The 25,208-nt window shown below is 67.9% G+C and carries 25 protein-coding genes; 19 read left to right on the top strand and 6 right to left on the bottom strand.

The annotated features are described in order from the left end of the window. Nucleotides 1-143: 143 nt before the first annotated feature. The 3 genes from U0R18_RS04255 to mptB are packed head-to-tail and all read right to left on the bottom strand — an operon-like array spanning nucleotide 144 to nucleotide 3,519. Nucleotides 144-920 (bottom strand): ABC transporter permease, encoded by a 777-nt coding sequence (locus U0R18_RS04255; protein ID WP_526366253.1) that lies wholly within the window; start codon nucleotides 918-920, stop codon nucleotides 144-146. Continuing rightward, nucleotides 917-1,843 carry an ABC transporter ATP-binding protein gene (locus U0R18_RS04250; RefSeq protein WP_526366251.1) on the bottom strand — a complete coding sequence of 309 codons (927 nt, stop codon included), beginning with the start codon at nucleotides 1,841-1,843 and terminating at the stop codon, nucleotides 917-919. Before U0R18_RS04250 ends, U0R18_RS04255 begins: the two co-directional genes overlap by 4 nt. Next, nucleotides 1,840-3,519 (bottom strand): polyprenol phosphomannose-dependent alpha 1,6 mannosyltransferase MptB, encoded by a 1,680-nt coding sequence (mptB, locus tag U0R18_RS04245; RefSeq protein WP_526366249.1) that lies wholly within the window; start codon nucleotides 3,517-3,519, stop codon nucleotides 1,840-1,842. Before mptB ends, U0R18_RS04250 begins: the two co-directional genes overlap by 4 nt. A 77-nt stretch (nucleotides 3,520-3,596) precedes the next feature. Here mptB and U0R18_RS04240 point away from each other — a divergent pair, with 77 nt between their 5' ends. The 7 genes from U0R18_RS04240 (at nucleotide 3,597) to U0R18_RS04210 (ending at nucleotide 9,861) form a co-directional block, all read left to right on the top strand. After that, a complete protein-coding gene (locus U0R18_RS04240; RefSeq protein WP_526366247.1) occupies nucleotides 3,597-4,346 on the top strand; it encodes a helix-turn-helix transcriptional regulator in 750 nt (249 codons plus the stop codon). 61 nt (nucleotides 4,347-4,407) lie between these two features. After that, the gene (gene sufB, locus U0R18_RS04235) at nucleotides 4,408-5,847 is read left to right on the top strand and encodes a Fe-S cluster assembly protein SufB (RefSeq protein WP_526366245.1); all 1,440 of its coding nucleotides are present in this window, start codon (nucleotides 4,408-4,410) and stop codon (nucleotides 5,845-5,847) included. After that, nucleotides 5,848-7,032 (top strand): Fe-S cluster assembly protein SufD, encoded by a 1,185-nt coding sequence (sufD, locus tag U0R18_RS04230; RefSeq protein ID WP_526366243.1) that lies wholly within the window; start codon nucleotides 5,848-5,850, stop codon nucleotides 7,030-7,032. A gap of 2 nt (nucleotides 7,033-7,034) precedes the next feature. Beyond that, the gene (sufC, locus tag U0R18_RS04225) at nucleotides 7,035-7,802 is read left to right on the top strand and encodes a Fe-S cluster assembly ATPase SufC (protein WP_526366241.1); all 768 of its coding nucleotides are present in this window, start codon (nucleotides 7,035-7,037) and stop codon (nucleotides 7,800-7,802) included. A 1-nt stretch (nucleotide 7,803) separates the two neighbouring features. Next, complete coding sequence (locus U0R18_RS04220) at nucleotides 7,804-9,048, top strand: cysteine desulfurase (RefSeq protein ID WP_526366239.1); 1,245 nt, start codon at nucleotides 7,804-7,806, stop codon at nucleotides 9,046-9,048. A gap of 2 nt (nucleotides 9,049-9,050) precedes the next feature. Continuing rightward, nucleotides 9,051-9,527 (top strand): Fe-S cluster assembly sulfur transfer protein SufU, encoded by a 477-nt coding sequence (gene sufU, locus U0R18_RS04215; protein ID WP_526367412.1) that lies wholly within the window; start codon nucleotides 9,051-9,053, stop codon nucleotides 9,525-9,527. Then, complete coding sequence (locus U0R18_RS04210) at nucleotides 9,520-9,861, top strand: metal-sulfur cluster assembly factor (protein WP_526366237.1); 342 nt, start codon at nucleotides 9,520-9,522, stop codon at nucleotides 9,859-9,861. Before sufU ends, U0R18_RS04210 begins: the two co-directional genes overlap by 8 nt. A gap of 2 nt (nucleotides 9,862-9,863) precedes the next feature. Here the strand turns inward: U0R18_RS04210 and U0R18_RS04205 are convergent, their stop codons facing one another. Next, on the bottom strand, nucleotides 9,864-10,286 hold the full coding sequence (locus U0R18_RS04205; protein ID WP_526366235.1) for a hypothetical protein: 423 nt from the start codon (nucleotides 10,284-10,286) through the stop codon (nucleotides 9,864-9,866). 286 nt (nucleotides 10,287-10,572) lie between these two features. Between U0R18_RS04205 and trxA the strand changes: the two genes are divergently transcribed. The 4 genes from trxA (at nucleotide 10,573) to U0R18_RS04185 (ending at nucleotide 13,724) form a co-directional block, all read left to right on the top strand. Next, nucleotides 10,573-10,944, top strand: a complete 372-nt coding sequence (trxA, locus tag U0R18_RS04200; RefSeq protein WP_526366233.1) for a thioredoxin — start codon at nucleotides 10,573-10,575, stop codon at nucleotides 10,942-10,944. Continuing rightward, the gene (locus U0R18_RS04195) at nucleotides 10,941-11,786 is read left to right on the top strand and encodes an enoyl-CoA hydratase (protein ID WP_526367410.1); all 846 of its coding nucleotides are present in this window, start codon (nucleotides 10,941-10,943) and stop codon (nucleotides 11,784-11,786) included. The genes trxA and U0R18_RS04195 overlap by 4 nt, the downstream gene beginning before the upstream one ends. A 15-nt stretch (nucleotides 11,787-11,801) precedes the next feature. After that, nucleotides 11,802-13,430, top strand: coding sequence for an ABC-F family ATP-binding cassette domain-containing protein (locus U0R18_RS04190; protein ID WP_526366231.1), 1,629 nt, complete (start codon nucleotides 11,802-11,804; stop codon nucleotides 13,428-13,430). A gap of 102 nt (nucleotides 13,431-13,532) precedes the next feature. Then, entirely contained in the window at nucleotides 13,533-13,724 is a 192-nt protein-coding gene (locus tag U0R18_RS04185) for a helix-turn-helix domain-containing protein (protein ID WP_526366229.1), read from the top strand. 19 nt (nucleotides 13,725-13,743) lie between these two features. On the opposite strand, the gene U0R18_RS04180 is transcribed toward U0R18_RS04185, so the two are convergent. Next, nucleotides 13,744-14,307 carry a TetR/AcrR family transcriptional regulator gene (locus U0R18_RS04180; protein ID WP_526366227.1) on the bottom strand — a complete coding sequence of 188 codons (564 nt, stop codon included), beginning with the start codon at nucleotides 14,305-14,307 and terminating at the stop codon, nucleotides 13,744-13,746. A 15-nt stretch (nucleotides 14,308-14,322) separates the two neighbouring features. After that, a complete protein-coding gene (acnA, locus tag U0R18_RS04175; RefSeq protein WP_526366225.1) occupies nucleotides 14,323-17,139 on the bottom strand; it encodes an aconitate hydratase AcnA in 2,817 nt (938 codons plus the stop codon). 178 nt (nucleotides 17,140-17,317) lie between these two features. Here acnA and U0R18_RS04170 point away from each other — a divergent pair, with 178 nt between their 5' ends. The 8 genes from U0R18_RS04170 (at nucleotide 17,318) to inhA (ending at nucleotide 25,203) form a co-directional block, all read left to right on the top strand. Beyond that, entirely contained in the window at nucleotides 17,318-17,878 is a 561-nt protein-coding gene (locus U0R18_RS04170; protein WP_526366223.1) for an Rv1476 family membrane protein, read from the top strand. A gap of 200 nt (nucleotides 17,879-18,078) precedes the next feature. Next, nucleotides 18,079-19,527, top strand: a complete 1,449-nt coding sequence (ripA, locus tag U0R18_RS04165) for an NlpC/P60 family peptidoglycan endopeptidase RipA (protein ID WP_526366221.1) — start codon at nucleotides 18,079-18,081, stop codon at nucleotides 19,525-19,527. A 10-nt stretch (nucleotides 19,528-19,537) separates the two neighbouring features. Beyond that, entirely contained in the window at nucleotides 19,538-20,233 is a 696-nt protein-coding gene (gene ripB / locus U0R18_RS04160) for an NlpC/P60 family peptidoglycan endopeptidase RipB (RefSeq protein WP_526366219.1), read from the top strand. Nucleotides 20,234-20,363: 130 nt separating this feature from the next. Then, complete coding sequence (gene moxR1 / locus U0R18_RS04155) at nucleotides 20,364-21,542, top strand: chaperone MoxR1 (RefSeq protein ID WP_526366217.1); 1,179 nt, start codon at nucleotides 20,364-20,366, stop codon at nucleotides 21,540-21,542. Nucleotides 21,543-21,549: 7 nt separating this feature from the next. Next, a complete protein-coding gene (locus U0R18_RS04150; protein WP_526366215.1) occupies nucleotides 21,550-22,494 on the top strand; it encodes a DUF58 domain-containing protein in 945 nt (314 codons plus the stop codon). Nucleotides 22,495-22,541: 47 nt separating this feature from the next. Beyond that, the gene (locus tag U0R18_RS04145; RefSeq protein ID WP_526366213.1) at nucleotides 22,542-23,549 is read left to right on the top strand and encodes a vWA domain-containing protein; all 1,008 of its coding nucleotides are present in this window, start codon (nucleotides 22,542-22,544) and stop codon (nucleotides 23,547-23,549) included. A 43-nt stretch (nucleotides 23,550-23,592) separates the two neighbouring features. Next, entirely contained in the window at nucleotides 23,593-24,345 is a 753-nt protein-coding gene (gene fabG1 / locus U0R18_RS04140; protein ID WP_526366211.1) for a 3-oxoacyl-ACP reductase FabG1, read from the top strand. A 48-nt stretch (nucleotides 24,346-24,393) separates the two neighbouring features. Further along, a complete protein-coding gene (gene inhA, locus U0R18_RS04135; RefSeq protein ID WP_526366208.1) occupies nucleotides 24,394-25,203 on the top strand; it encodes an NADH-dependent enoyl-ACP reductase InhA in 810 nt (269 codons plus the stop codon). Nucleotides 25,204-25,208: the final 5 nt, after the last annotated feature.

Below are 25,208 nucleotides of genomic sequence, written 5' to 3'. Positions count from 1 at the left end.
GACGAGCCGCTGGAACACGACCTCAGCGTAGGGGACGCGCAACTACGTGTCGTAGTAGCCCCCGGTCCTCGATCTGTTCAGCGCCCTCAGCGATATCCACTCGGGGTTCGTCGCACTGGAGGCAGAACAGATCCGGAGGGTCGTCAGCTGAACCTGAACCAGCGCAGCGCGCCGAGCGCGCCGATCCCGCCCCACACCGCCAGCACGGCGATGCCCAACCAATCCACCGACAGTGTCATCGCCTGCGACAGCGCCTCGGTCAGTGCGCCCGACGGGGTCAGCCGGGCCACCCATCTCACCGCGGACGGGATGGCCTGCGTCTCCAGCGTCAGGGCGCCCAGACCGGCCAGGACGAACCACAGCAGGTTGGCCAGCGCGAGCACGACCTCGGCCTTCAGGGTGCCGCCCAACAGCAGGCCCAGGGCGACGAACGTCGCGGTGCCCAGTGCGATCACCACCGCACCCAGTAGCAGGCCCATCGGATGCGGTCGCCAGCCCAGTGCAAAACCGATGCCGCCCAACAGGATCGCCTGCAGGAAGACGACGGTGACGACGGCCAGCGCCTTGCCCGCGATGATGCCCCAGACCGGCAGCGCGGTGGCGCCGAGCCGTTTGAGGGCGCCGTAGCGGCGGTCGAAGGCCACCGCGATGGCCTGGCCGGTGAAGGCCGTCGAGATCACGGCCAGGGCCATGATCGCCGGGACGAAGGTGGCGACGCGGTGCGCGCCGAAATCACCCAGCGGGAGCAGGGTGAGTCCGATGAGCAGTGTGATCGGGATGAACATGGTGAGCAGTAACTGCTCGCCGTTGCGCAGCAGCAGCTTCAGATCGAGGGCGTACTGCGCGGCCAGCATCCGCTGCACCGGGGCCGGCCGCGGATCCGGTGCGAATGTGCCTGCGGGGAAAAGGTTCTCGCTCACTGCCGCAACTCCCGGCCGGTCAGGTCGAGGAAGACGTCCTCGAGGCTGCGCTGCTCCACGCGCATGTCGGTGGCCAGCACGTCCATCCGCGCGCACCAGGCCGTCACCGTCGCCAGCACCTGCGGATCGATGTGGCCCTCGATACGGTATTCGCCCGGGGACAGCTCCACGGCTCGGTAGCCCTCGGGCAGGGCCGCTTCCAGCAGTCCCAGGTCGAGTTTGCGCGGCGCGCTGAAACGCAGCTGATCCTCGGCGCCGCTGCGCATCAGTTCGGCCGGGGTTCCGGCGGCGACCTGTGCGCCGTGGTCGATGATTACGATCCGGTCGGCCAGCTCCTCGGCCTCCTTGAGCTGATGGGTGGTCAGGACGACCGTCACGCCGTCGCGGCGCAGCCCGTCGATCAGCTCCCAGACCACCAATCGCGCGTGGGCGTCCATCCCGGCGGTCGGTTCGTCGAGGAATACGAGTTCCGGGCGGCCCACGATGGCACACGCCAGCGCCAGCCGTTGCTGCTGACCGCCGGAGAGCCGGCGGTAGGTGGTGCGGGCGGCGTCGGTCAGGCCGAGGGTGTTCAGCAGCCAGGCCGGGTCCAGCGGATGTGCCGAGTAGGCCGCCACCAGGTTGAGCATCTCGGCGGCCCGGGCGGCCGGGTAGCCGCCACCGCCCTGGAGCATCACGCCGATCCGGGCGCGCAGCGCGGCGTTGTCGGCGATCGGATCCAGCCCGAGTACCCGGATGGTGCCCTCGTCGGGACGCACGAATCCCTCGCACATCTCGACCGTGGTCGTCTTGCCCGCCCCGTTGGGTCCCAGCAGCGCGAGAACCTGCGCGGGGGCCACCTCGAGGTCCAGGCCGGCCACCGCCGTCGTCGCGTCGTACCGCTTGGTCACCCCGGTCAGCTGGACAGGCAGGGGAGCACTCACGGGGAACCAGCGTAGGCGTCGGCGCTCGTCGGGTGCGCATCCGTGGTGCGCGCCGAACCGGTCAGCCCGCGCCACGGCAGGTGGTTCCAGGTCACGGCGATCAGGATCCCCACGATCAGGGCGCTGGCCAGCGTGGCGTCGAGGATCTGGAACAGCGCGAACCGGTCGCCGTTGGCGGTGGGCCCGAAGATGCCGACGACCAGCGTCACGGCGATCGTGGCGATGCGGAAGCCCGGGCGGGTGGCCCAGCAGGCCAGCGGGATGATGGCCCACAGCAGGTACCAGGGCTGCACGACCGGGAAGAGCAGGACGGTCGTGCCCATGGCCACCCCCAGCCCGCCCACCGGGTGCAGCCGGCCGCGCAGTACTGCCAGCAGCAACCAGGTGACCAGGACGGCGATGGTGGCGACGCCGATCGCGCGGGTCAGCGACAGCACGGCGGTGGTGTGATCACCCAGGCCCAGCAGGATGCCGATCTGACCGGTCCCCAGCGCGATCAGCGTGGGCGGGGACATCCAGCTGCGCACGACGTTGGCGGTGCCGAGCGTGAACAGCCAGCCGAAACCGAGTCCACTGGCCCAGCCGACGAGCGCCATCACCGCGAGGGAGAGAGTGCCGAGGCAGCCCGCGGCCGACAGGAACGCCGTCACGCCGCCGCCCCAGCGCCGGGCCAGGGCCACGGTCACGAACCCGAGCGCCAACAGGCCGGGCAGTTTCACCTGCGAGGACAGCGTGATCAGCACCGCACCGAGAACCAGCATGAGCAACGGTGACCATTCGTGCCGGCCGCCGCGCAGCGGCCGGGGGATCAGCGGACTGTCCGAATCGATGCCGCGCAGGGCGAATTCGGTGCCGGTGAGCATCAGCCCCAGCATCAGTGCCTCGTTGTGGATGCCGGCGACCAGATGCATGAGCAGCAGCGGGTTGGCCGCGCCCAGCCACAGCGCGCTGACCTCCGCAACGCCGCAACGACGGGCCAGTCGTGGCGTGGCCCAGACAATCAGGCTGACGCCGACGAGCACCACCAGCCGATGGCTGAGCACCGCCGCGACGATGTTCTCCTCGGTGAGCGCCGAGATCCACCGGCCGATCCACAGGAACAGCGGACCGTAGGGGGCGGGTGTCTCGCGCCACAGGCTGGGCACCGAGAGCGTGAAGACGTGGTCGAGCCCCAGACCGGTGGCCGGACCCACTCGGTAGGGATCCAGGCCGTTGCGCGCTATCTGGCTCTGCGCCAGATAGGAGTAGACGTCCTTGCTGTACATCGGCGGGGCGACCAGCAGCGGCAGCATCCAGAGCAGCAGCGTGTGGTCGAGCTGGCCGCGGGACAGCCGCCGCAGTGCACCGGAACCGGACGACTGCCCCAATGCGAACCGGCCGAGCATCAGCCAGGCCAGCGCCATCATCACGGCGCCGGTGGTGGTCATGGTCAACGACACCGTCTGGATGCGCGACGGCAGGTTGAGCACCCGGACGCCGAACGTCGGGTCCTGCACGACGGGGCGGGCGCCGGCGCCCAGGGCGCCGATGGCCATCAGGATCGTGCCGGTGGAGCCGAACAGCCGGGTGCGCCGCAGCGCGACCAGATCCGCGCCGGTCAGCGGGGAGCCCACAGTGCGCTCGTCGCCGTGCCAACGGGCGATCGAGGAACTCAGCGAGTGCGGGCGGGCTGCCACTGCTGCAGCGTAACCGGCCATCAGGGCGGCTCCCGACGGCCGTTGAAGTGTGACGACGCCAACAGTGGGTAGTTAGGTTGCCCTTGCTGGATTCACTCTGGGAATTGCGTCACACTGGTGTTGTGAAAATCCGCTCGGAGGTTGTGCGCGCCGCTGACGCCGCGCCCGCTCAGGATGGTCACACCCGCGGTTCCATCATCCGGCTGCTGCTGGAGTCCGGCCCCGTCACCGCGAGCCACATCGGTGAGCAGCTCGGGATCTCCGCCGCCGGTGTCCGCCGGCACCTCGATGCACTGATCGACGCGGGCGACGCCGAGGCGCACGCCGCGGCGGCCTGGCAGCAGGAGGGCCGGGGCCGTCCGGCCAAGCGGTACCGGATGACCGCCGCAGGCCGGGCCAAGCTCGAGCACACCTACGACGACCTGGCCTCGGCGGCCATGCGCCAGCTGCGCGAGATCGGCGGCGACGCGGCCATCCACACCTTCGCGCGCCGGCGCATCGACACGATCCTGGCCGACGTGCCACGGGTCGTCTCGCACGACGACGGGGAGGTCGAGGCCGCGGCCGACCGCATCGCCGACGCGCTGAGCAACGCGGGCTACGCCACCAGCACCACTCGGGTGGGTGGCCCGATCAAGGGTGTGCAGATCTGCCAGCACCACTGCCCGGTCTCCCACGTCGCCGAGGAGTTCCCGGAACTGTGCGAAGCGGAGCAGGAGGCCATGGCCGAGGTGCTGGGCACCCATGTCCAGCGGCTGGCGACCATCGCCAACGGCGACTTCGCGTGTACCACCCACGTCCCGCTGAATCCGGCCGGACACCAGTAGCACCACCTCCGGCACTCAGCCCGCGCCGGAGCCAACACAGGATCAGAAGGAGTGTGTCGCAATGACACTCACACCGGAGGTACAGCCTTCTGGGTTGAGCCAGGACGAGACCATCGCCGCGTTGGGAAATTACGGCTATGGCTGGTCCGACTCCGACGCCGCCGGCGCGGCCGCCCAGCGTGGGCTCTCCGAGGCCGTGGTCCGGGACATCTCGGCGAAGAAGAACGAACCCGACTGGATGCTCGAGACCCGGCTGAAGGCGCTGCGGACCTTCGGCAAGAAGCCGATGCCGAATTGGGGCTCCAACCTCGAGGGCATCGACTTCGACAACATCAAGTACTTCGTGCGGTCCACCGAGAAGCAGGCGACGTCCTGGGAGGAACTGCCGGAGGACATCAAGAACACCTATGACCGGCTGGGGATCCCCGAGGCGGAGAAGCAGCGACTGGTCGCAGGCGTGGCCGCCCAGTACGAATCCGAGGTGGTCTACCACCAGATCCGGGAGGATCTGGAGGCGCAGGGCGTCATCTTCCTCGACACCGACAGCGGCCTGAAGGAACACCCGGAGATCTTCCAGAAGCACTTCGGCACCGTGATTCCGGCCGGCGACAACAAATTCTCCGCCCTCAACACCGCGGTGTGGTCGGGTGGTTCGTTCATCTACGTCCCGCCGGGTGTGCGGGTCGACATCCCGCTGCAGGCCTACTTCCGGATCAACACCGAGAACATGGGCCAGTTCGAGCGGACGTTGATCATCGCCGACGAGGATTCGTACGTCCACTACGTGGAAGGGTGTACCGCGCCCATCTACAAGAGCGACTCGCTGCACAGCGCGGTGGTCGAGATCATCGTCAAACGTGGAGCGCGCGTTCGCTATACGACCATCCAGAACTGGTCGAACAACGTCTACAACCTGGTCACCAAGCGGGCCCGGGCCGAGGCCGGCGCCACCATGGAGTGGATCGACGGCAACATCGGCTCGAAGGTCACCATGAAGTACCCGGCCGTCTGGATGACCGGCGAGCACGCCAAGGGCGAGGTGCTCTCGGTGGCGTTCGCCGGCGAGGGTCAGCATCAGGACACCGGCGCCAAGATGCTGCACCTCGCGCCCAACACGAGCAGCAACATCGTGTCCAAGTCGGTGGCCCGCGGCGGCGGCCGTGCGTCCTACCGCGGGCTGGTGCAGGTGAACAAGGGTGCGCACGGGTCGCGCTCATCGGTGAAATGCGATGCGCTGCTGGTCGATACGATCAGCCGCTCCGACACCTACCCCTACGTCGACATCCGTGAGGACGACGTCACGATGGGCCACGAGGCCACCGTGTCGAAGGTCAGCGAGGACCAGATGTTCTATCTGATGAGCCGCGGCCTGACCGAGGACGAGGCCATGGCAATGGTGGTCCGCGGGTTCGTCGAGCCCATCGCCAAGGAACTGCCGATGGAGTATGCGCTGGAACTGAACCGGCTCATCGAGCTGCAGATGGAAGGCGCGGTCGGCTAGGTGAGCAATCTGACAGAAGCGGCAGAGGGCGTCGCGACCAACAAGGGCGAGCTGTTCTCCTCGTTCGACGTCAACGCGTTCGAGGTGCCGGGCGGCCGCGATGAGCTGTGGCGGTTTACCCCGCTGCGGCGGCTGCGCGGCCTGCACGACGGCACCGCCACCGCGACCGGACACGCCACCGTCACGGTGACCGACCAGCCGGGTGTCACCGTGGAGACCGTCGGCCGCGACGACGAGCGTCTCGGTCAGGCCGGCGTGCCGGCGGACCGCGTTGCCGCCCAGGCGTATTCGTCGTTCGAGCGGGCCACCATCGTGACCGTTGCGCGCGGCACCGAGGTGGAGCACACCATCAAGGTTGTCATCGACGGGCCCGGCGAGGGGAAGGTGGCCTACGGGCACCTGCAGATCCGTGTCGAGGAACTCGCGCGCGCCATCGTCGTCGTCGACCTGCGCGGTAGCGGCACCTACGCCGACAACCTGGAACTGATCGTGGGCGATTCGGCGGCCCTGGGGGTCATCTGGATCTCCGACTGGGCCGACGACATGGTGCACGTCAGCGCGCACCACGCCAAGCTGGGCCGCGACGCCCGGTTCGGGCATGTGAACGTGACCCTCGGCGGCGATGTGGTGCGGACCTCGGCCAACGTGCGGTTCACCGCGCCCGGCGGTGAGGCGCAGCTGCTGGGCACCTACTTCGCCGACGACGGGCAGTTCTTCGAGTCCCGGCTGCTGGTCGACCACGCGGTGCCCAACTGCAAGTCCGACGTGCTGTACAAGGGTGCGCTGCAAGGGGATCCGAATTCGCAGAAGCCCGATGCGCACACCGTGTGGATCGGCGATGTGCTGATCCGAGCCGAGGCCACCGGAACCGACACCTTCGAGGTCAATCGCAACCTGGTGCTGACCGACGGAGCGCGCGCCGATTCGGTGCCCAACCTGGAGATCGAGACCGGCGAGATCGTGGGTGCCGGACACGCCAGTGCCACTGGGCGGTTCGACGATCAGCAGCTGTTCTACCTGCAGGCCCGCGGCATCCCGCAGGACCAGGCCCGCCGTCTGCTGGTGCGCGGATTCTTCAACGAGATCATCGCGAAGATCACCGTGCCCGCGGTGCGCGAGCGCCTGACCGAAGCCATTGAGACAGAACTGCACAAGACCGAGACCACCGAATCGAGAAGCAACTAGCCATGACCACTCTGGAAATCAAAGACCTGCACGCTTCGGTGTTCTCACCGGAAGGTGACGAGGTGCCCATTCTCAAGGGCGTCAACCTGACCGTGAAGTCGGGGGAGACCCATGCGGTCATGGGCCCCAACGGCTCCGGCAAGTCGACACTGTCCTACGCCATCGCCGGGCATCCCAAGTACACCGTGACCTCCGGGTCGATCACCCTGGACGGGCAGAACGTCCTGGACATGAGTGTCGACGAACGTGCACGGGCCGGGCTCTTCCTGGCCATGCAGTACCCCGTCGAGGTGCCGGGCGTCTCGATGTCGAACTTCCTGCGCACCGCCGCCACCGCCGTGCGCGGTGAGGCGCCCAAGCTGCGGAACTGGGTCAAAGAGGTCAAGGCCGCCATGGGCGAGCTGGAGATCGATTCGGCCTTCGGTGAGCGAAGCGTCAACGAGGGCTTCTCGGGCGGCGAGAAGAAGCGCCACGAGATCCTGCAGCTGAGCCTGCTCAAGCCCAAGATCGCGATCCTGGACGAGACCGACTCGGGCCTGGATGTCGACGCGCTGCGGGTGGTCAGCGAGGGCGTCAACCGATATGCGGAGGCGGAGCACGGCGGCGTCCTGCTCATCACGCACTACACCCGGATCCTGCGCTACATCCAGCCGCAGTTCGTGCACGTGTTCGTCGATGGCCGCATCGTCGAGTCGGGCGGCCCGGAACTGGCCGACGAACTCGAGGAGAATGGCTACGTGCGCTTCACCCAGGCGGCCGCGGGAGCCTGACATGACGGCGTCGGTGGACCTGGATGTGACGGGGATCCGCGCGAATTTCCCGATCCTGAGCCGGGTGATGCGCGGTGGGAAGCAGTTGGCGTACCTGGATTCCGGCGCCACCTCGCAGAAGCCCCTGCAGGTGCTGGATGCCGAGCGGGAGTTCCTGTTGACCTCCAACGGCGCGGTGCATCGCGGTGCGCACCAGTTGATGGAGGAGGCCACCGACGCATACGAACAGGGCCGGGCCGATATCGCGGCGTTCGTCGGCGCCGACGCCGACGAACTGGTGTTCACCAAGAACGCCACCGAGGCGATCAACCTGGTGTCGTACGTGCTGGGGGACAACCGATTCGATCGTGTCGTCGGGCCCGGCGACGTTATCGTCACCACGGAACTCGAACACCACGCCAATCTGATTCCCTGGCAGGAGCTCTGCCGGCGCACCGGGGCGGAACTGAAATGGTTCGGCCTCGATGGCGAGGGCCGCATCGACATCGATTCTCTCGAACTGGACTCCCGGGTCAAAGTTGTTGCCTTCAGCCACCATTCGAATGTCACCGGCACGATCGCTCCGGTCGGCACGTTGGTGCAGCGCGCGCAGGCGGTCGGCGCCCTGACGGTGCTGGACGCCTGCCAATCGGTGCCGCACCAGCCGGTGGATCTCCATGCGCTCGGCGTGGATTTCGCCGCGTTCTCCGGCCACAAGATGCTCGGGCCCACCGGCATCGGCGTGCTCTACGGCCGCCGCGAATTACTGGCCGAGATGCCGCCGTTCCTGACCGGTGGCTCGATGATCGAAACGGTCACGATGGCGGGCGCCACGTATGCACCGGCCCCGCAGCGGTTCGAGGCCGGCACCCCAATGACCTCCCAGGTGGTCGGGCTGGCCGCTGCCGCACGGTATCTGAGTGCAATCGGGATGGATGCGGTCGAGCAGCACGAGGCCCAGCTGGTGGCCGCTGCGCTGGATGGCCTGGCGGGGATCCCGGCGGTCCGGATCGTGGGGCCGACGTCGCTGGTGGGCCGAGGTTCGCCGGTGTCATTCGTGGTCGACGGCGTGCACGCCCACGATGTGGGCCAGGTTCTGGACGACGAGGGCGTCGCGGTCCGGGTCGGGCACCACTGCGCGTGGCCGCTGCACCGCCGCTATGGCATCAATGCCACCGCGCGGGCGTCGTTCGCGGTCTACAACACCCTCGACGAGGTCGACCGGTTGGTGGCCGGGGTCCGCCGTGCGGTGGAGTTCTTCGCGTGAGAATGGAACAGATGTACCAGGACGTGATCCTGGACCACTACAAGCATCCGCATCACCGGGGCCTGCGCGAACCGTTCGCCGGTGAGTCCTTCCAGGTGAACCCCACCTGCGGCGATGAGGTCACCTTGCGCGTCACGTTGTCCGAGGACGGCGAGACCGTGACCGATGTGTCCTACGACGGGCAGGGTTGTTCGATCAGCCAGGCGGCCACCTCGGTGCTGGCCGACCAGGTGATCGGGCAGAACATCGGGGACGCGCTGAAGACCGTCGGCGCCTTCACCGAGATGATCTCGTCCCGGGGCGCCGTCGAGGGTGACGAGGATCTGATCGGTGACGGCATCGCGTTCGCCGGGGTGGCGAAGTATCCGGCCCGGGTGAAGTGCGCGCTGCTCGGCTGGATGGCATTCAAGGCCGCGCTGGCACAGGCCGGCGCCATCGATGACGCACTGGGCAAGGCGAAGGAGACCGCAGATGAGTGAGACCGCGAACGACGAACTGCTCGCCGACGTCGAGGAGGCCATGCACGACGTCGTCGATCCCGAACTCGGCATCAACGTCGTCGACCTCGGGCTGCTGTACGGGCTGGACCTCGAACAGGGCGAGTCCGGCACCGTGGCGCTCATCGACATGACGCTGACGTCCGCCGCCTGTCCGCTGACCGATGTCATCGAGGACCAGACCCGCACCGCGCTGGTGGGCGCCGGGCTGGTTCAGGAGATCAAGCTGAACTGGGTGTGGAACCCGCCGTGGGGTCCGGACAAGATCACCGACGACGGCCGGGAACAGTTGCGGGCCTTGGGTTTCACCGTCTGACGTCAGACACACTTGGCCGGCAGCGACTCACCGGGCTCCGGGTACGGCCCGTCGGTGCAGTAGGCGCCGGCTGCGGCAACGATCAACAGATAGGCGGCCACGGCCGTCCCGCCCGCGACCAGTGCGGTCGCGACCCCGACGTGCTGGGCCTGATGCTCACGCTCCTCGATCCGGGCGTTCTCGGCGTTGAGCTTGGTGCCGAGGTCGCTGAGGATCGGATCGCTGAGGATGGTCGGTACCAGGTGCGCCAGGTGCTCGCTCAGGTGGGCCCAGCCGTTCTCGTTGGTCACCCTCGGTCCGGTCTTGAGTTGTTCGATCGTCAGGTCGCGGATTATCTCGACCTCGTCGGGTATCGCGGCGGCGATCCGCGCGGCGCGCTTCAGCGCGAGGACCATCGAGGTCGGGGTGATGTCTTCTTCCTTCATGGCGTGCTCCTGGGGGTGGCGTTGACGGGGGTACGCCGCCATCGTGCGGGCTGTGCCGGCCCCGCTCGTGCGTAGCGGGTTACCTGTCATCGGCCCCGGACTACTCGCGGCGACGCCCCGGGTGGGGCCGAACGCGCGCATTGCGTCCGGACCAGCCCGATTACGAGGCAGGGCGGCGACTGGACGCGTCCTCCGAGTTGCCTGCGACGATGCTCGTCGACTGGATCCGGGTGTACGCACTGACCTGACGGGGAACAATGGCGCCGAGACCGGCGTTAGGAGAACCGTGGCTACCCAAGACCTCACCGCTGCGCAATTCAACGACACCATCAACGGCAACGACATCGTGCTGGTGGATTTCTGGGCGTCGTGGTGCGGCCCGTGCCGGGCGTTCGCGCCGACGTTCACCAAGGCGTCGGAGAACCATCCCGACATCGTTTTCGCCAAGGTGGACACCGAGGCGGAGCAGGAACTGGCGTCGGCCGCGCAGATCCGTTCGATCCCGACCCTGATGGCGTTCAAGAAGGGCAACCTGGTCTTCAACCAGGCCGGTGCGCTGCCGCCTGCCGCGCTCGAGCAGTTGATCCAACAGGTCAAGGAGTTCGACGTTGAAGCGGCCGCCGCCGCGCAGCAATCCCAGGGCGCCGACGAAGTCTGATCCCGGCGCGCGATAGCGTGCTGTCCGTGCGTTCCGAATACGTCCTGGTCGACCGGCCGCGCCCACATGTGGCGCTGGTGACGCTGAACCGTCCCGAGCGGATGAACTCGATGGCGTTCGACGTGATGCTGCCGTTGCGGGACGTGCTCGACGAACTCACCGACGACAACGATGTTCGCGCTGTTGTGCTGACCGGGGCCGGCCGGGGCTTTTCCTCCGGTGCCGACCACAAGTCCGCCGGCAGCATCCCGCATGTGCAGGGTCTGACCCGGCCCGGCTTCGGCCTGCGGTCGATGCAGGTCCTCGACGACGTCATCCTGGGCCTGCGCAAGATGCACCAGCCGGTGATCGCCGCGGTCAACGGCGCCGCGATCGGGGGCGGGTTGTGCCTGGCGCTGGCCTGTGACATCAGGGTCGCGGCGGACGGCGCCTATTTCCGGGCCGCCGGGATCAACAACGGGTTGACCGCCAGCGAGCTGGGGCTGAGCTACCTGTTGCCGCGCGCCATCGGCACGTCGCGCGCGTTCGAGCTGATGCTCACCGGCCGCGACGTCGACGCCGCCGAGGCCGGGCGGATCGGACTGGTGTCGCGGCACGTGCCCGACGCCGAGTTGCTCGACACCTGTTACGAGATGGCCGAGCGGATCGCCGCGTTCTCCCGCCCCGGCGTCGAGTTGACCAAGCGCACACTGTGGACCGGACTGGACGCCGGTAGCCTGGAGGGGCACATGCAGGCAGAAGGCCTGGGCCAACTCTACGTACGCCTGCTCACCTCAAACTTCGAAGAAGCGGTGAAAGCGCGCGCCGAGGGGCGCCCGCCGGTCTTCACCGACGAGAAGTAGCCAGGAGTTTCGCCCTTGATAACCGCAACGGACCTCGAGGTCCGCGCCGGCGCGCGCACGCTACTGGCCGTCGAGGGCGCGGCCCTGCGGGTACAGCCCGGTGACCGCATCGGCCTGGTGGGCCGCAACGGCGCCGGCAAGACCACGACCATGCGGATCCTGGCCGGGGAGGGCGAACCGTACGCGGGTACGGTCACCCGCACCGGTGACGTCGGATACCTGCCACAGGATCCCCGCGAGGGCGACTTGGACGTGCTCGCCCGCGACCGGGTGCTCTCGGCTCGCGGGCTGGACACGCTGCTGGCCGACCTGGAGAAGCAACAGGCGCTGATGGCCGAGGTCGCCGACGATGCCGCCCGCGACAAGGCAATTCGCCGATATGGACAACTGGAGGAACGGTTCTCGGCACTCGGCGGCTACGCGGCAGAGAGCGACGCCGGCCGGATCTGCGCGAGCCTGGGCCTGCCCGAACGCGTGCTGACCCAGCCGTTGCGGACGCTCTCCGGGGGTCAGCGCCGCCGCGTCGAGCTGTCCCGCATCCTGTTCGCCGCATCCGACGCGGGAGCCGCGGCGAACACGACGCTGCTGCTCGACGAGCCCACCAACCACCTGGACGCCGACTCGATCGGCTGGTTGCGCGATTTCCTGAGCAGCCATACCGGCGGTCTGATCGTCATCAGCCACGACGTCGAGCTGCTCGCCGACGTGGTCAACCGGGTGTGGTTCCTCGACGCCGTCCGCGGTGAGGCCGACGTGTACAACATGGGCTGGCACAAGTACCTCGACGCCCGCGCCACCGACGAGCAACGTCGTCGCCGGGAACGCGCCAACGCCGAACGCAAGGCCTCCGCACTGCGCACCCAGGCCGCCAAGATGGGCGCCAAGGCCACCAAAGCCGTTGCCGCACAGAACATGTTGCGCCGCGCCGATAAGATGATGGCCGAGCTCGACGCCGAGCGAATGGCCGACAAGGTGGCCCGGATCAAGTTCCCGACACCCGCACCGTGCGGCCGGGTCCCGCTGACCGCGTCCGGGCTGACGAAGAACTACGGTTCGCTCGAGGTGTTCACCGGTGTCGACCTGGCGATCGACCGCGGTTCACGGGTGGTGGTGCTGGGCCTCAACGGCGCCGGCAAGACGACGCTGCTGCGGATCCTGGCGGGCGTCGAGAGCCCGGACGCCGGCCAGATCGAGCCCGGACATGGTTGCCGGATCGGCTATTTCGCGCAGGAGCACGACACCCTGGACAACCTCGCAACGGTGTGGGAGAACATCCGCCACGCCGCACCGGATACCGGTGAACAGGACCTGCGCGGCCTGCTCGGGGCGTTCATGTTCACCGGGCCACAACTGGAGCAGCCCGCCGGCACACTGTCCGGCGGCGAGAAGACCCGGCTGGCGCTGGCGGGTCTGGTGGCCTCGACGGCCAATGTGCTGCTGCTCGACGAGCCGACCAACAACCTCGACCCGGCGTCGCGCGAGCAGGTGCTCGACGCGCTGCGCAGCTACCAGGGCTCGGTGGTGCTGGTGACCCACGATCCCGGTGCCGCCGAGGCACTGGCGCCGCAGCGAGTGCTGCTGCTGCCGGACGCCACCGAGGACTTCTGGTCCGAGGAGTACCGGGAACTGATCGAACTGGCGTAGCCCATCGCGTTGTGCACCAACAGATCCGGTGATTCAGACCCGGACCGGGCGCTGGCTCCCTAACCTGGCAGGGTCGGGTCTTTCCAACGCCGGGAGTCGTCGATGACGAAGCCGAACAAAGCACGCGATCAACTTCTGCGGGACCTGCGCAGCGCCTACGAGCGTGGCGCGAGCATCCGAACGCTGGTGTCCTCCACCGGCCGATCGTACGGCTCGATCCACAGCATGCTGCGTGAGTCGGGTGCGACCATGCGCAGCCGTGGCGGGCCGAATCACCGCAGTAGACCGGTGTGACTCCGCTCGCGCAGGGAACTCAGCGCTGCCGCACGGAGTCCTCGACGAGGTCGAGGACGGCCGACAGCCGCTGCGGATCGTCGCCGGATGCCAGCCGGGCCACCAGACCGTCGAGCACCAGATCGAGGTAGGTCTGCAGCACGTCGCCGGGGACATCCTCACGCAGCCGGCCGGCCTGCTTCTGCCGGGCCAGTCGGTCGTGCGTGGCGGCCGACAGTTCGGCTGACCGCTCGGCCCAGCCCTGATTGAACACCGGGTCATTGCGCAGCTTGCGGGCGATCTCCAAACGCGTTGCCAGCCAGTCGAACTGTTCCGGCGCCGCCAGCAGATCGCGCATCACCTGGATCAGGCCCTCGCGGGTGGCCACATCGGCCATCCGCTCGGCGTCCTCCCGGGCCAGCTCGAAGAACAGCGAGTCCTTGTCCCGGAAGTGATGGAAGATCGCCCCCCGCGACAAGCCGATGGTCTGTTCCAGGCGGCGCACCGTCGCCTTGTCGTAGCCGTATTCGGCAAAGCAGCGACGGGCGCCGTCGAGGATCTGGCGGCGCCGGGCCGCCAGATGGTCCTCGCTGACTCTGGGCATGTGCTGGGGGACTGGCTACGACTCGAGCATGTTCCGCAGCACGTACTGCAGAATGCCGCCGTTGCGGTAGTAGTCCGCCTCCCCGGGGGTGTCGATGCGCACCACGGCGTCGAACTCCACCTTCGACCCATCCTCCTTGGTGGCGGTCACCTTGACGGTCTTGGGCGTCTTGCCGTTGTTGAGCTCCTCGATACCGGTGATGTCGAAGGTCTCGGTGCCGTCCAGCTTCAGCGACGCGGCCGACTCGCCGGCCGGGAACTGCAGCGGGATGACGCCCATGCCGATCAGGTTCGAGCGGTGGATGCGCTCGAAGCTCTCGGTGATGACCGCGCGCACGCCGAGCAGCGTGGTGCCCTTGGCCGCCCAGTCCCGGGAAGAGCCGGACCCGTATTCCTTGCCGCCCAACACCACCAGCGGGATGCCGGCCTTCTGGTAGTTCTGCGAGGCGTCGTAGATGAACGCCTGCGGCGCGTCCTTCGCACTAGCGGACTGGGTGAAGTCACGGGTGTAGCCGCCGGACACGTCGTCGAGCAGTTGATTCCGCAGCCGGATGTTGGCGAAGGTGCCGCGGATCATGACCTCGTGGTTGCCGCGCCGTGAGCCCAGCGAGTTGAAGTCCTTGGGCTCAACGCCGTTGGCCTCGAGGTAGTCGGCGGCCGGGGTGCCCTTCTTGATCGAGCCGGCCGGGCTGATGTGGTCGGTGGTCACCGAATCACCCAACAGCGCAAGGACTCTGGCACCCTTGATGTCACTGACCGGCTCCGGCTCGGCGGGCATGCCGTCGAAGTACGGGGCCTTGCGGACATAGGTGGACTTGTCGTCCCACTTGAAGGTGTTGCCCTCCGGGGTGGGCAGCGAGCGCCAGCGCTCGTCGCCCTTGAACACGTCGGCGTAGCTGTCGGTGAACATCTCCCGGTTGATCGAGGAGGCGATGGTCTCCTGGATCTCGGCGGCCGAGGGCCAGATGTCCTTCAGGAAGACGTCGTTGCCGTCGGTGTCCTGCCCGAGCGGGTCGGTCTCGAAGTCGAAGTCCATGGTGCCCGCGATGCCATAGGCGATCACCAGCGGCGGGGAGGCCAGGTAGTTCATCTTCACGTCGGGGGAGATGCGGCCCTCGAAGTTGCGGTTGCCCGACAGCACCGCGGCCACCGACAGGTCATTCTCGTTGATCGCCGCCGAGATCTCGTCGGGCAGCGGGCCGGTGTTGCCGATGCATGTGGTGCAGCCGTAGCCGCCCAGGTAGTAGCCCAGCTTCTCCAGGTACGGCCACAGGCCGGCCTTGTTGTAGTAGTCGGTGACCACCTGTGAACCCGGCGCCATGTTCGTCTTGACCCACGGCTTGGAGGTCAGCCCCTTCTCGACGGCCTTCTTGGCCAGCAGGGCCGCGCCGAGCATCACCGACGGGTTGGACGTGTTGGTGCACGACGTGATGCCCGCGACGACGACGGCGCCGTGATCGAGTACGAACGTGCCGCGCTCGTCGGAGGTCACCGTGACCGGCTTGCTCGGCCGGCCGTTGGAGTTCTTCGCCGCCGAGTGCACCACGATGGCGTCCTCCTCGGCGAAGGTCAGCTTGGCCGGATCCGAGGCCGGGAAGCTGTCGTCGAGGGCGTCATCGAGGTTGGTCTGGACCGAGCCTTCTTCCTCGCCACCCACGTAGTTGTGGATGTCCTTGCGGAACGCGTTCTTCGCGTCGGACAGCTCGATGCGGTCCTGCGGACGCTTCGGGCCCGAGATCGAGGGCACGACGGTGGACAGGTCCAGCTCGAGGTACTCGGAGAACACCGGTTCGCGATCCGGGTTGTGCCACATGCCCTGCGTCTTGGCATAGGACTCGACGAGCGCGAGTTGCTCCTCGGTGCGGCCGGTCAGTCGCAGGTAGTTGATGGTCTCTTCGTCGATCGGGAAAATCGCTGCGGTGGAACCGAATTCGGGGCTCATGTTGCCCAGGGTGGCGCGGTTGGCCAGCGGCACCTCGGCCACACCCTTGCCGTAGAACTCGACGAACTTGCCGACCACGCCGTGCTTGCGCAGCATGTCGGTGACGGTGAGCACCACGTCGGTGGCGGTGACGCCGGGCTTGATCTCACCGGTCAGCTTGAAGCCGACGACGCGGGGGATGAGCATCGACACGGGCTGGCCCAGCATGGCCGCCTCCGCCTCGATACCGCCGACGCCCCAGCCCAGCACGCCCAGGCCGTTCTCCATCGTGGTGTGGCTGTCGGTGCCGACGCAGGTGTCCGGGTAGGCGACACCGTCGCGTTCGAACACCACCCGGGCCAGGTATTCGATGTTGACCTGGTGCACGATTCCGGTGCCCGGGGGGACGACCTTGAAGTCGTCGAACGCGCCCTGGCCCCAGCGCAGGAACTGGTAGCGCTCGCCGTTGCGCTCGTATTCGAGTTCCACGTTCTTCTCGAAAGCGTCGGCGCGGCCGAACACGTCCAGGATCACCGAGTGGTCGATGACCATCTCGGCGGGCGAGAGCGGGTTGACCTTCTCCGGGTCACCGCCGAGGGCCGCGACGGCCTCGCGCATGGTGGCCAGATCGACGATGCAGGGCACGCCGGTGAAGTCCTGCATCAGCACGCGCGCGGGGGTGAACTGGATCTCGATGCTGGGCTCGGCGGTCGGATCCCAGTTGGCGATGGCCTCGATGTGGTCCTTGGTGATGTTCGCGCCGTCCTCGGTGCGCAACAGGTTCTCGGCAAGCACCTTGAGGCTGTAGGGAAGCTTCTCGGTACCCGGAACCGCGTCCAGGCGATAGATCTCGTAGCTGTTGTCCCCGACCTCGAGTGTGCTTTTTGCTCCGAACGAATTCTGGCTGGTCACATCAACTCCCGGCGTCTTGTCGTAGTCACTGACGGGCTGTGTCGGCGACCTGGACCCACCTTAACAGTACGCGCGTACTGCAATGTGCGCGGGGGATCGACGACCGTCGGATACCAGTCTTCTCCTCGCGGGCGCGTGCTGCCACCGGGGGCCCGGGGCGTCGCGTAGCCTGCTGGGCATGTCCGGGCCGCACGAGATCCCCGCGTTCCCCAGCTTTCCCGCGGCGCCATCGCCGCTGCCGGCCTACATCCCGCCCGAGATCGACATGGATGCGGTCAAGGCCGAGGTGGCCGCCGGGGGAGTGAGCGCGCCGAAGTCGGACGTCCCCGGCCTGGAGCAGGTGGTCGCCGACGCCCGTGCCGACGGCATCGATCTCAAGATCGTGGTGGTCGACGTCAACCCGCCGATCGACACGCCGCTGCGCGACATCGCCACCGTCGTCGGCCAGGCCAACCCGGGGTCGACCGTCCTGGTGCTGAGCCCGTCGTTCTCCGGCACCTACAGTCCCACCTACGACCGGGTGCTCCTGGAGGCCGGTGAGGATCTGGCCCGCACGGGCAACCCGGTGCAGTCCGCGCAGAATTTCGTCAGCCAGCTCGGCACGCCGATATTCCCGTGGACCGAGTTCACGATCTTCCTGACCGTGGCGGTATTCCTGGCGGCCCTCGCAACACGAATCCTGCAGGTGGTTAGCAAACGTTCGGGATCCCCCGAAAATACTGCCCTGGTTGACAATTAGGCACTGTCGGCAACTCGTCGCAAATTCGAATATAACCATTCGGTCACACTCCCAGTAATTACAATCCTGTAGTTTGTGACAAAAGTTTCACTTGGGACAATTGTGACGTACGGTGCAGAGGATGCCTATTGTTTTAGGTGAGCCTCCAGTGACTGATTGGTTCGGGGCCACCCGGTCGCCTTCGAGGGAGTCGTGAGTCGATGAGACGCATCCTGCCTGCTCAAGGTCTTTCGCCGTTGTTGACGGTCGCCCTCGTTGTCGGGACACCCGGGGTGGCCACGGCCAGCCCCGGGAACTCCCCGGACAGCCTGGCCGCGCTGATCGCCGACGTCGCCGACGCCAACCAGAAACTGCAGGATCTGGGCGCAGCCGTGCAGACCCAGCAGGAGAGCGTCAACAAGGCGATCGTCGACGTCCAGACCGCCCGGGACAACGCCGACGCCGCCAAGAAGGACCTCGCCGCCAGCCAACAGGCCGTCACGGCGTCCAACGGCGCGATCACCGACGCCCAGCGCCGGTTCGACACGTTCGCCGCGGCCACGTACGTCAACGGGCCGGGCTCCTCCTATCTGATGGCGTCCTCGCCGGAGGAGTTCATCGCCACCGCGTCGGCCGGCCAGACGCTGGCCACCAGTGCGGCCCAGGTGATGACCGGACTGCAGAAGGCCCGCACCGAACAGGTCAACAAGGAGTCCGTCGCCCGCCTGGCGCAGCAGAAGGCCGACCGGACCACGGCCGATGCGCAGGCCAGCATGGATTCCGCGGTCGAGTCGCTCAAATCCGCGCAGCACACCTTCGCCGAGCAGCAGACCCAGATCAACCAACTCGCCGCACAGCGCGACGAGGCGCGGGCCAGGCTCGACGCGGCCCGCAAGGCCCAGGAACTCCGGGCGCCCGCCGCGGCCCCCGCGGGCAACGCGCCGGCCGCCGCCCCGGGAGCCCCGGCACCGCAGGGCGCGGCCGCGGGTCCGGCCGGCGGCTCGGGTTCAACCGACTGGGACCGCGCCGGAAACGGCGGGGTGAAGCCGCCCTACGGTGACGCCAGCGAATGGGACATGACGCTGCCGATGATCCCCAGCGCGTTCGTCTCCGGCGACCCGATCCAGATCATCAATGCCGTCCTGCTCATTGCACAGACGGCCGCGCAGTTCGTCGCCGACCTCGGCAAGAAGTTCCTGCAGGGCATCGGCCTGCTGCCCGCCGATCCGGTGAGCACCGACGGCAGCAACATTCCACTCGCGTACGGGTCCACCGCGGTCGAGTACGTCATCAAGCGCGGTATGTCGCAGATGGGTGTGCCGTACTCCTGGGGCGGCGGCACCGCGGCCGGGCCCAGTCGCGGCATCGACTCCGGCGCCGGCACCGTCGGCTTCGACTGCTCGGGCCTGGTGCTGTACGCGTTCGCCGGTGTCGGCATCAAGCTGCCGCACTACTCGGGCTCGCAGTACAACATGGGCCGCAAGATCCCCTCGTCGCAGATGCGCCGCGGCGACGTCATCTTCTACGGCCCCGGCGGCAGCCAGCACGTGACCATCTATCTCGGCAACGGCCAGATGCTCGAGGCGCCCTACACCGGATCCACCGTCAAGATCTCGCCGGTGCGCACCAGCGGCATGACTCCCTACGTGGTGCGCTACGTCGAATACTGATTGGTTGGACATGCGACACAAGCTCTTTCGTTGGATGCGGCCGCTGGCCCTGCTGATCGTCGCGGCAGCCGTCGCGCTCAGCCTCGCGTCACCGGCCGTCGCCGACGATGCCGGCCAGTGGGATCCGACGCTGCCCAAGCTGCTCAGCTCGGGCGCTCCGGGCGACCCGCTGGCCATCGCCAACGCCTCGCTGGCCGCGACCGCACAGGCCACCGAGGCCACCATGAGCCTGGGCCGGAAATTCCTGGAGAGCATGGGGATCGTCGCCCCGCAGGCCGCCAGTGTCGCTCCCGGCGCCCGGGTCCGTGGGCCGCAGGCCATCGAGTACGTCATCCGCCGGGGCGGCTCCCAGATCGGCGTCCCGTACTCCTGGGGCGGCGGTAAGCCCACCGGTCCCAGCACCGGTGTCGGCGACGGCGCCAATATCGTCGGGTTCGACTGCTCCGGCCTGACCCAGTTCTCGTTCGCCGGTGTGGGCGTGTTGATCCCGAAGTACTCCGGCGACCAGTACGACACCGGTCGCAAGGTGCCGATCTCGCAGGCCAAGCGTGGCGATCTGCTGTTCTGGGGTCCCGGCGGCGGCCAACACGTCGCGATCTACCTGGGCAACGGTCAGGTGCTCGAAGCCTCGGGCGCGGCGGTTCGGGTGGCCCCCGTCCGGACGGCGGGTCTGCAGCCCTACGCGGCCCGGATCATCGAGAGCTGATCCGGCGACCCGACCCGCTGAAGGTCAGGGCACGTCGACGGATTCCGAAGTGCCTGGAATAGTTGTGGCGGCGGCCCGGCACGGGCGGCCACGTCCATAGCACTGCAGTAACTCTTGTGGAGGATTGTCGATGACGTCACCAGGTGGGTCGCCCAACTACAGTTCGGGCGCGCACGCCGCCCCCTCGGCGACCGGATCGGTGAGCGGCTCGGCATCCCCCGGGGTCTCGGCCTCCTTCGCCCCGCCGGCTCCTGCGGCCGGACTCGCCGGTGAGGTCCAGACCCTCGAGCGGGCGATCTTCGAGGTCAAGCGCATCATCGTCGGCCAGGACCAGCTCGTGGAGCGAATCCTGGTCGGGCTGCTGGCCAAGGGACACGTGCTGCTCGAAGGTGTTCCCGGTGTGGCCAAGACCCTGGCCGTGGAGACCTTCGCCAAGGTGGTCGGCGGCACCTTCGCCCGCATCCAGTTCACCCCCGACCTGGTGCCCACCGACATCATCGGGACCCGCATCTACCGTCAGGGCCGCGAGGAATTCGACATCGAACTCGGTCCCGTCGTGTGCAACTTCCTGCTCGCCGACGAGATCAACCGCGCGCCGGCCAAGGTGCAGTCGGCCCTGCTCGAGGTCATGGCCGAGCGCAAGATCTCCATCGGCGGCAAGACGTTCCCGCTCCCCAAGCCCTTCCTGGTGATGGCCACCCAGAACCCGATCGAGAACGAGGGCGTCTATCCGCTGCCCGAGGCGCAGCGCGACCGCTTCCTCTTCAAGATCAACGTCGACTACCCGTCGCCGGAGGAGGAGCGCGAGATCATCTACCGGATGGGCATCACCCCGCCGGAGCCCAAGCAGATCCTCGATCCGGGCGACCTGGTCCGGCTGCAGGACCTGGCGGCCAACAACTTCGTGCACCACGCCCTGGTCGACTACGTGGTGCGGGTGATCACCGCGACGCGGCGGCCCGAGCAGTTCGGGATGCCCGACGTCAAGGCCTGGATCGCGTTCGGCGCCTCGCCGCGCGCATCGCTCGGCGTCATCGCCGCGGCCCGGGCGCTGGCCCTGGTGCGCGGTCGCGACTACGTCATCCCGCAGGACGTCATCGAGGTCATCCCCGATGTGCTCCGGCACCGGCTGGTCCTGACCTACGATGCGCTGGCCGACGACATCTCGCCGGAAGTGGTGATCAACCGCATCCTGCAGACGGTCGCGCTGCCCCAGGTGAATGCCGTTCCGCAGCAAGGCCATTCGGTGCCGCCGGTGGGCGCCGGGGCCGCCGCGCCGCAGTCCGCACCGGCTGCCGCCGGCCGCTGAGCGCACGTTGACCGAACCGCACACGCCGCACCCGCCGTCGTTCCAGCGCGGCGAGATCGGCGATCCCAAACTCTCGGCGGCCCTGCGCACACTGGAGCTCACCGTCAAGCGCAAGCTCGACGGCGTGCTGCACGGCAACCACCTGGGCCTGATCCCGGGCCCGGGGTCCGAGCCGGGGGAGTCGCGGCCCTATCAGCCCGGCGACGACGTCCGACGGATGGACTGGTCAGTCACCGCCCGGACGACGCATCCACATGTTCGCCAGATGATCGCCGACCGTGAGCTCGAGACCTGGCTGGTGGTCGACATGTCGGCCAGCCTGGACTTCGGCACCACCGGATGCGAGAAGCGGGATCTGGCGGTGGCCGCCGCCGCGGCGATCACCTATCTCAACAGCGGCGGGGGCAACCGTCTCGGCGCGATCATCACCAACGGCAGCGACATCGTGCGCGTTCCGGCCAGATCCGGGCGTCAGCACGAACAGACGCTGTTGCGCACCATTGCCACCACCCCACGCGCGCCGCTGGGCGTGCGCGGCGACCTGTCGGTGGCCATCGATGCGCTGCGCCGTCCCGAACGGCGCCGCGGCATGGCGGTGATCATCAGCGACTTCCTCGGACCCATCAACTGGATGCGGCCGCTGCGCGCCATCGCCGCGCGTCATGAGGTCCTCGGCGTGGAAGTGCTCGATCCGCGCGACGTCGAACTGCCCGATGTGGGCGATGTCATCCTGCAGGACACCGAGTCCGGCGTCACCCGCGAGTTCACCATCGACGCCCAGCTGCGCAACGACTTCGCGCAGGCCGCCGAGGCGCACCGTGCCGAGGTCGCGCGCACCCTCCGGCGCTGCGGGGCGCCGCTGATGACCCTGCGCACCGACCATGACTGGATCGCCGACACCGTGCGGTTCGTCGCATCGCGACGCCGCGGCGCGATGGCCGGGCACCCGTAGGCGGCGCAGCGGCCGATGGACGTAAAGAAGAGGACACCAGCTCTCACATGACACTGCCACTGCTCGGGCCGATGTCGCTGCGCGGCTTCGCACATCCGTGGTTCTTCCTGTTCCTGCTGGCCGTGCTGGCGCTGATCGTGTTCTACGTGGTTGCCCAGCTCGCCCGCCAGAAGCGCATCCTGCGCTTTGCGAACATGGAACTGCTGGAAAGCGTTGCGCCCAAACGACCCAACCGGTGGCGACACCTGCCCGCCATCCTGCTCATCGCCTCCCTGACAATGCTCACCATCGCGATGGCCGGGCCGACCAATGACGTCCGCATCCCGCGCAACCGCGCGGTCGTGATGCTCGCGATCGACGTGTCGCAATCGATGCGGGCCACCGACGTCGAACCCAGCCGGCTGGCGGCCGCCCAGCAGGCGGCCAAGAAGTTCGCCGAGGAACTGACCCCCGGCATCAACCTCGGGCTGATCGCCTACGCCGGAACTGCGACCGTCCTCGTCTCACCCACCACCAATCGCGACGCCACCAAGGCGGCGATCGACAAGCTGCAGCTGGCCGACCGCACCGCCACCGGCGAAGGCATCTTCACCGCGCTACAGGCCATCGCCACCGTCGGCGCGGTCATCGGCGGCGGCGACGAACCGCCGCCCGCCCGCATCGTGCTGTTCTCCGACGGCAAGGAGACGGTGCCGTCGAATCCCGACAATCCCAAGGGCGCGTTCACCGCGGCGCGAACCGCCAAGGACCAGGGTGTGCCGATCTCGACCATCTCCTTCGGGACGCCGTACGGATATGTGGACATCAACGATCAACGTCAGCCCGTCCCCGTCGACGACGAGACGCTGAAGAAGGTGGCCGAACTCTCCGGCGGCAACTCGTTCAGCGCGTCCAACCTCGAGGAGCTCAACAAGGTCTTCGAGGATCTGCAGCAACAGATCGGCTACGAGACCATCAAGGGCGACGCGAGCACGGGCTGGCTGCGACTGGGCTCGCTGATCCTGGCACTGGCGGCGCTGGCCGCCCTGCTGATCAACCGCCGGCTACCCGGCTAACCAGATTTCGGCGATCGAATACCGAGACGATAGGTTGACGACCATGACAGATCCTGCTGCGTCGGCGTCCGAAGGCGGTCGCCCCCCGTTCGTGTCCCGCTCGGTCCTGGTGACCGGCGGCAACCGGGGCATCGGCCTGGCGATCGCACGGCGGCTGGCCGCCGACGGGCACAAGGTCGCCGTCACCCACCGCGGATCCGGGGCGCCCGAGGGTCTGTTCGGCGTCGTGTGCGACGTCACCGACAACGAGGCCGTCGACCGTGCCTTCACCGAGGTCGAGGAGCACCAGGGCCCGGTCGAGGTGCTGGTGTCCAACGCCGGCATCTCCCAGGACGCGTTCATGATCCGGATGACCGAAGAGCGGTTCGAGAGCGTCATCGACGCCAACCTCACCGGTGCGTTCCGGGTGGCCCAGCGGGCGTCGCGCAGCATGCAGCGCAAGCGGTTCGGCCGGATCATCTTCATCGGCTCGGTCTCGGGCATGTGGGGGATCGGCAACCAGTCCAACTACGCCGCCGCCAAGGCGGGGCTGATCGGCATGGCCCGCTCGATCTCGCGCGAGATGTCCAAGGCCGGGGTCACCGCCAACGTCGTGGCCCCCGGCTACATCGACACCGAGATGACCCGTGCGCTCGACGAACGGATCCAAGAGGGCGCCCTGGACTTCATCCCGGCCAAGCGGGTCGGGACCGCCGAGGAGGTCGCCGGCGCGGTCAGCTTCCTGGCGTCGGAGGACGCCGGCTACATCGCCGGCGCGGTGATCCCCGTCGACGGCGGCATGGGCATGGGTCACTGACCCGAAAGTCTTTGCTCAGCAGATCTTTTCGATAAAGGAGTCAGCACAATGGCAGGTCTTCTCGAAGGTAAGCGCATCCTCGTCACGGGGATCATCACCGACAGCTCGATCGCGTTCCACATCGCGAAGGCGGCGCAGGAGGCGGGCGCGGAGTTGGTGCTCACCGGATTCGACCGGATGAAGCTGATCCAGCGCATCGCCGACCGGTTGCCGGAGAAGGCGCCGCTGCTGGAGCTCGACGTCCAGAACGAGGAGCACCTGGGCAGCCTGGCCGACCGGGTCACCGAGGTCATCGGCGCGGGCAACAAGCTCGACGGCGTGGTGCACTCGATCGGCTTCATGCCGCAGACCGGCATGGGCGTCAATCCCTTCTTCGACGCGCCCTACGAGGACGTCGCCAAGGGCATCCACATCTCGGCGTACTCGTACGCCGCGCTGGCCAAGGCCACCCTGCCCGTCATGAACCCCGGCGGCAGCATCGTCGGCATGGACTTCGACCCCACCCGGGCGATGCCGGCCTACAACTGGATGACGGTGGCCAAGAGCGCGCTGGAATCGGTCAACCGGTTCGTCGCGCGGGAGGCCGGCGCGTACGGCGTTCGGTCGAATCTCGTTGCTGCCGGCCCGATCCGGACGCTGGCGATGAGCGCGATCGTCGGCGGCGCCCTCGGCGAGGAGGCCGGCCAGCAGATGCAGCTGCTCGAGCAGGGCTGGGATCAGCGCGCGCCGATCGGCTGGAACATGAAGGACCCGACGCCGGTCGCCAAGACCGTCTGCGCGGTGCTGTCCGACTGGCTGCCGGCCACCACCGGGACCATCGTCTTCGCCGACGGCGGCGCACACACCCAGCTCTTGTAGACCCC

The organism is Mycobacterium sp. (genome assembly GCF_046330795.1).
Classification (GTDB): domain Bacteria; phylum Actinomycetota; class Actinomycetes; order Mycobacteriales; family Mycobacteriaceae; genus Mycobacterium.
The sequence above is the reverse complement of the archived record's forward strand: the minus strand, read 5'-3'. Positions and strand labels throughout refer to the sequence as shown.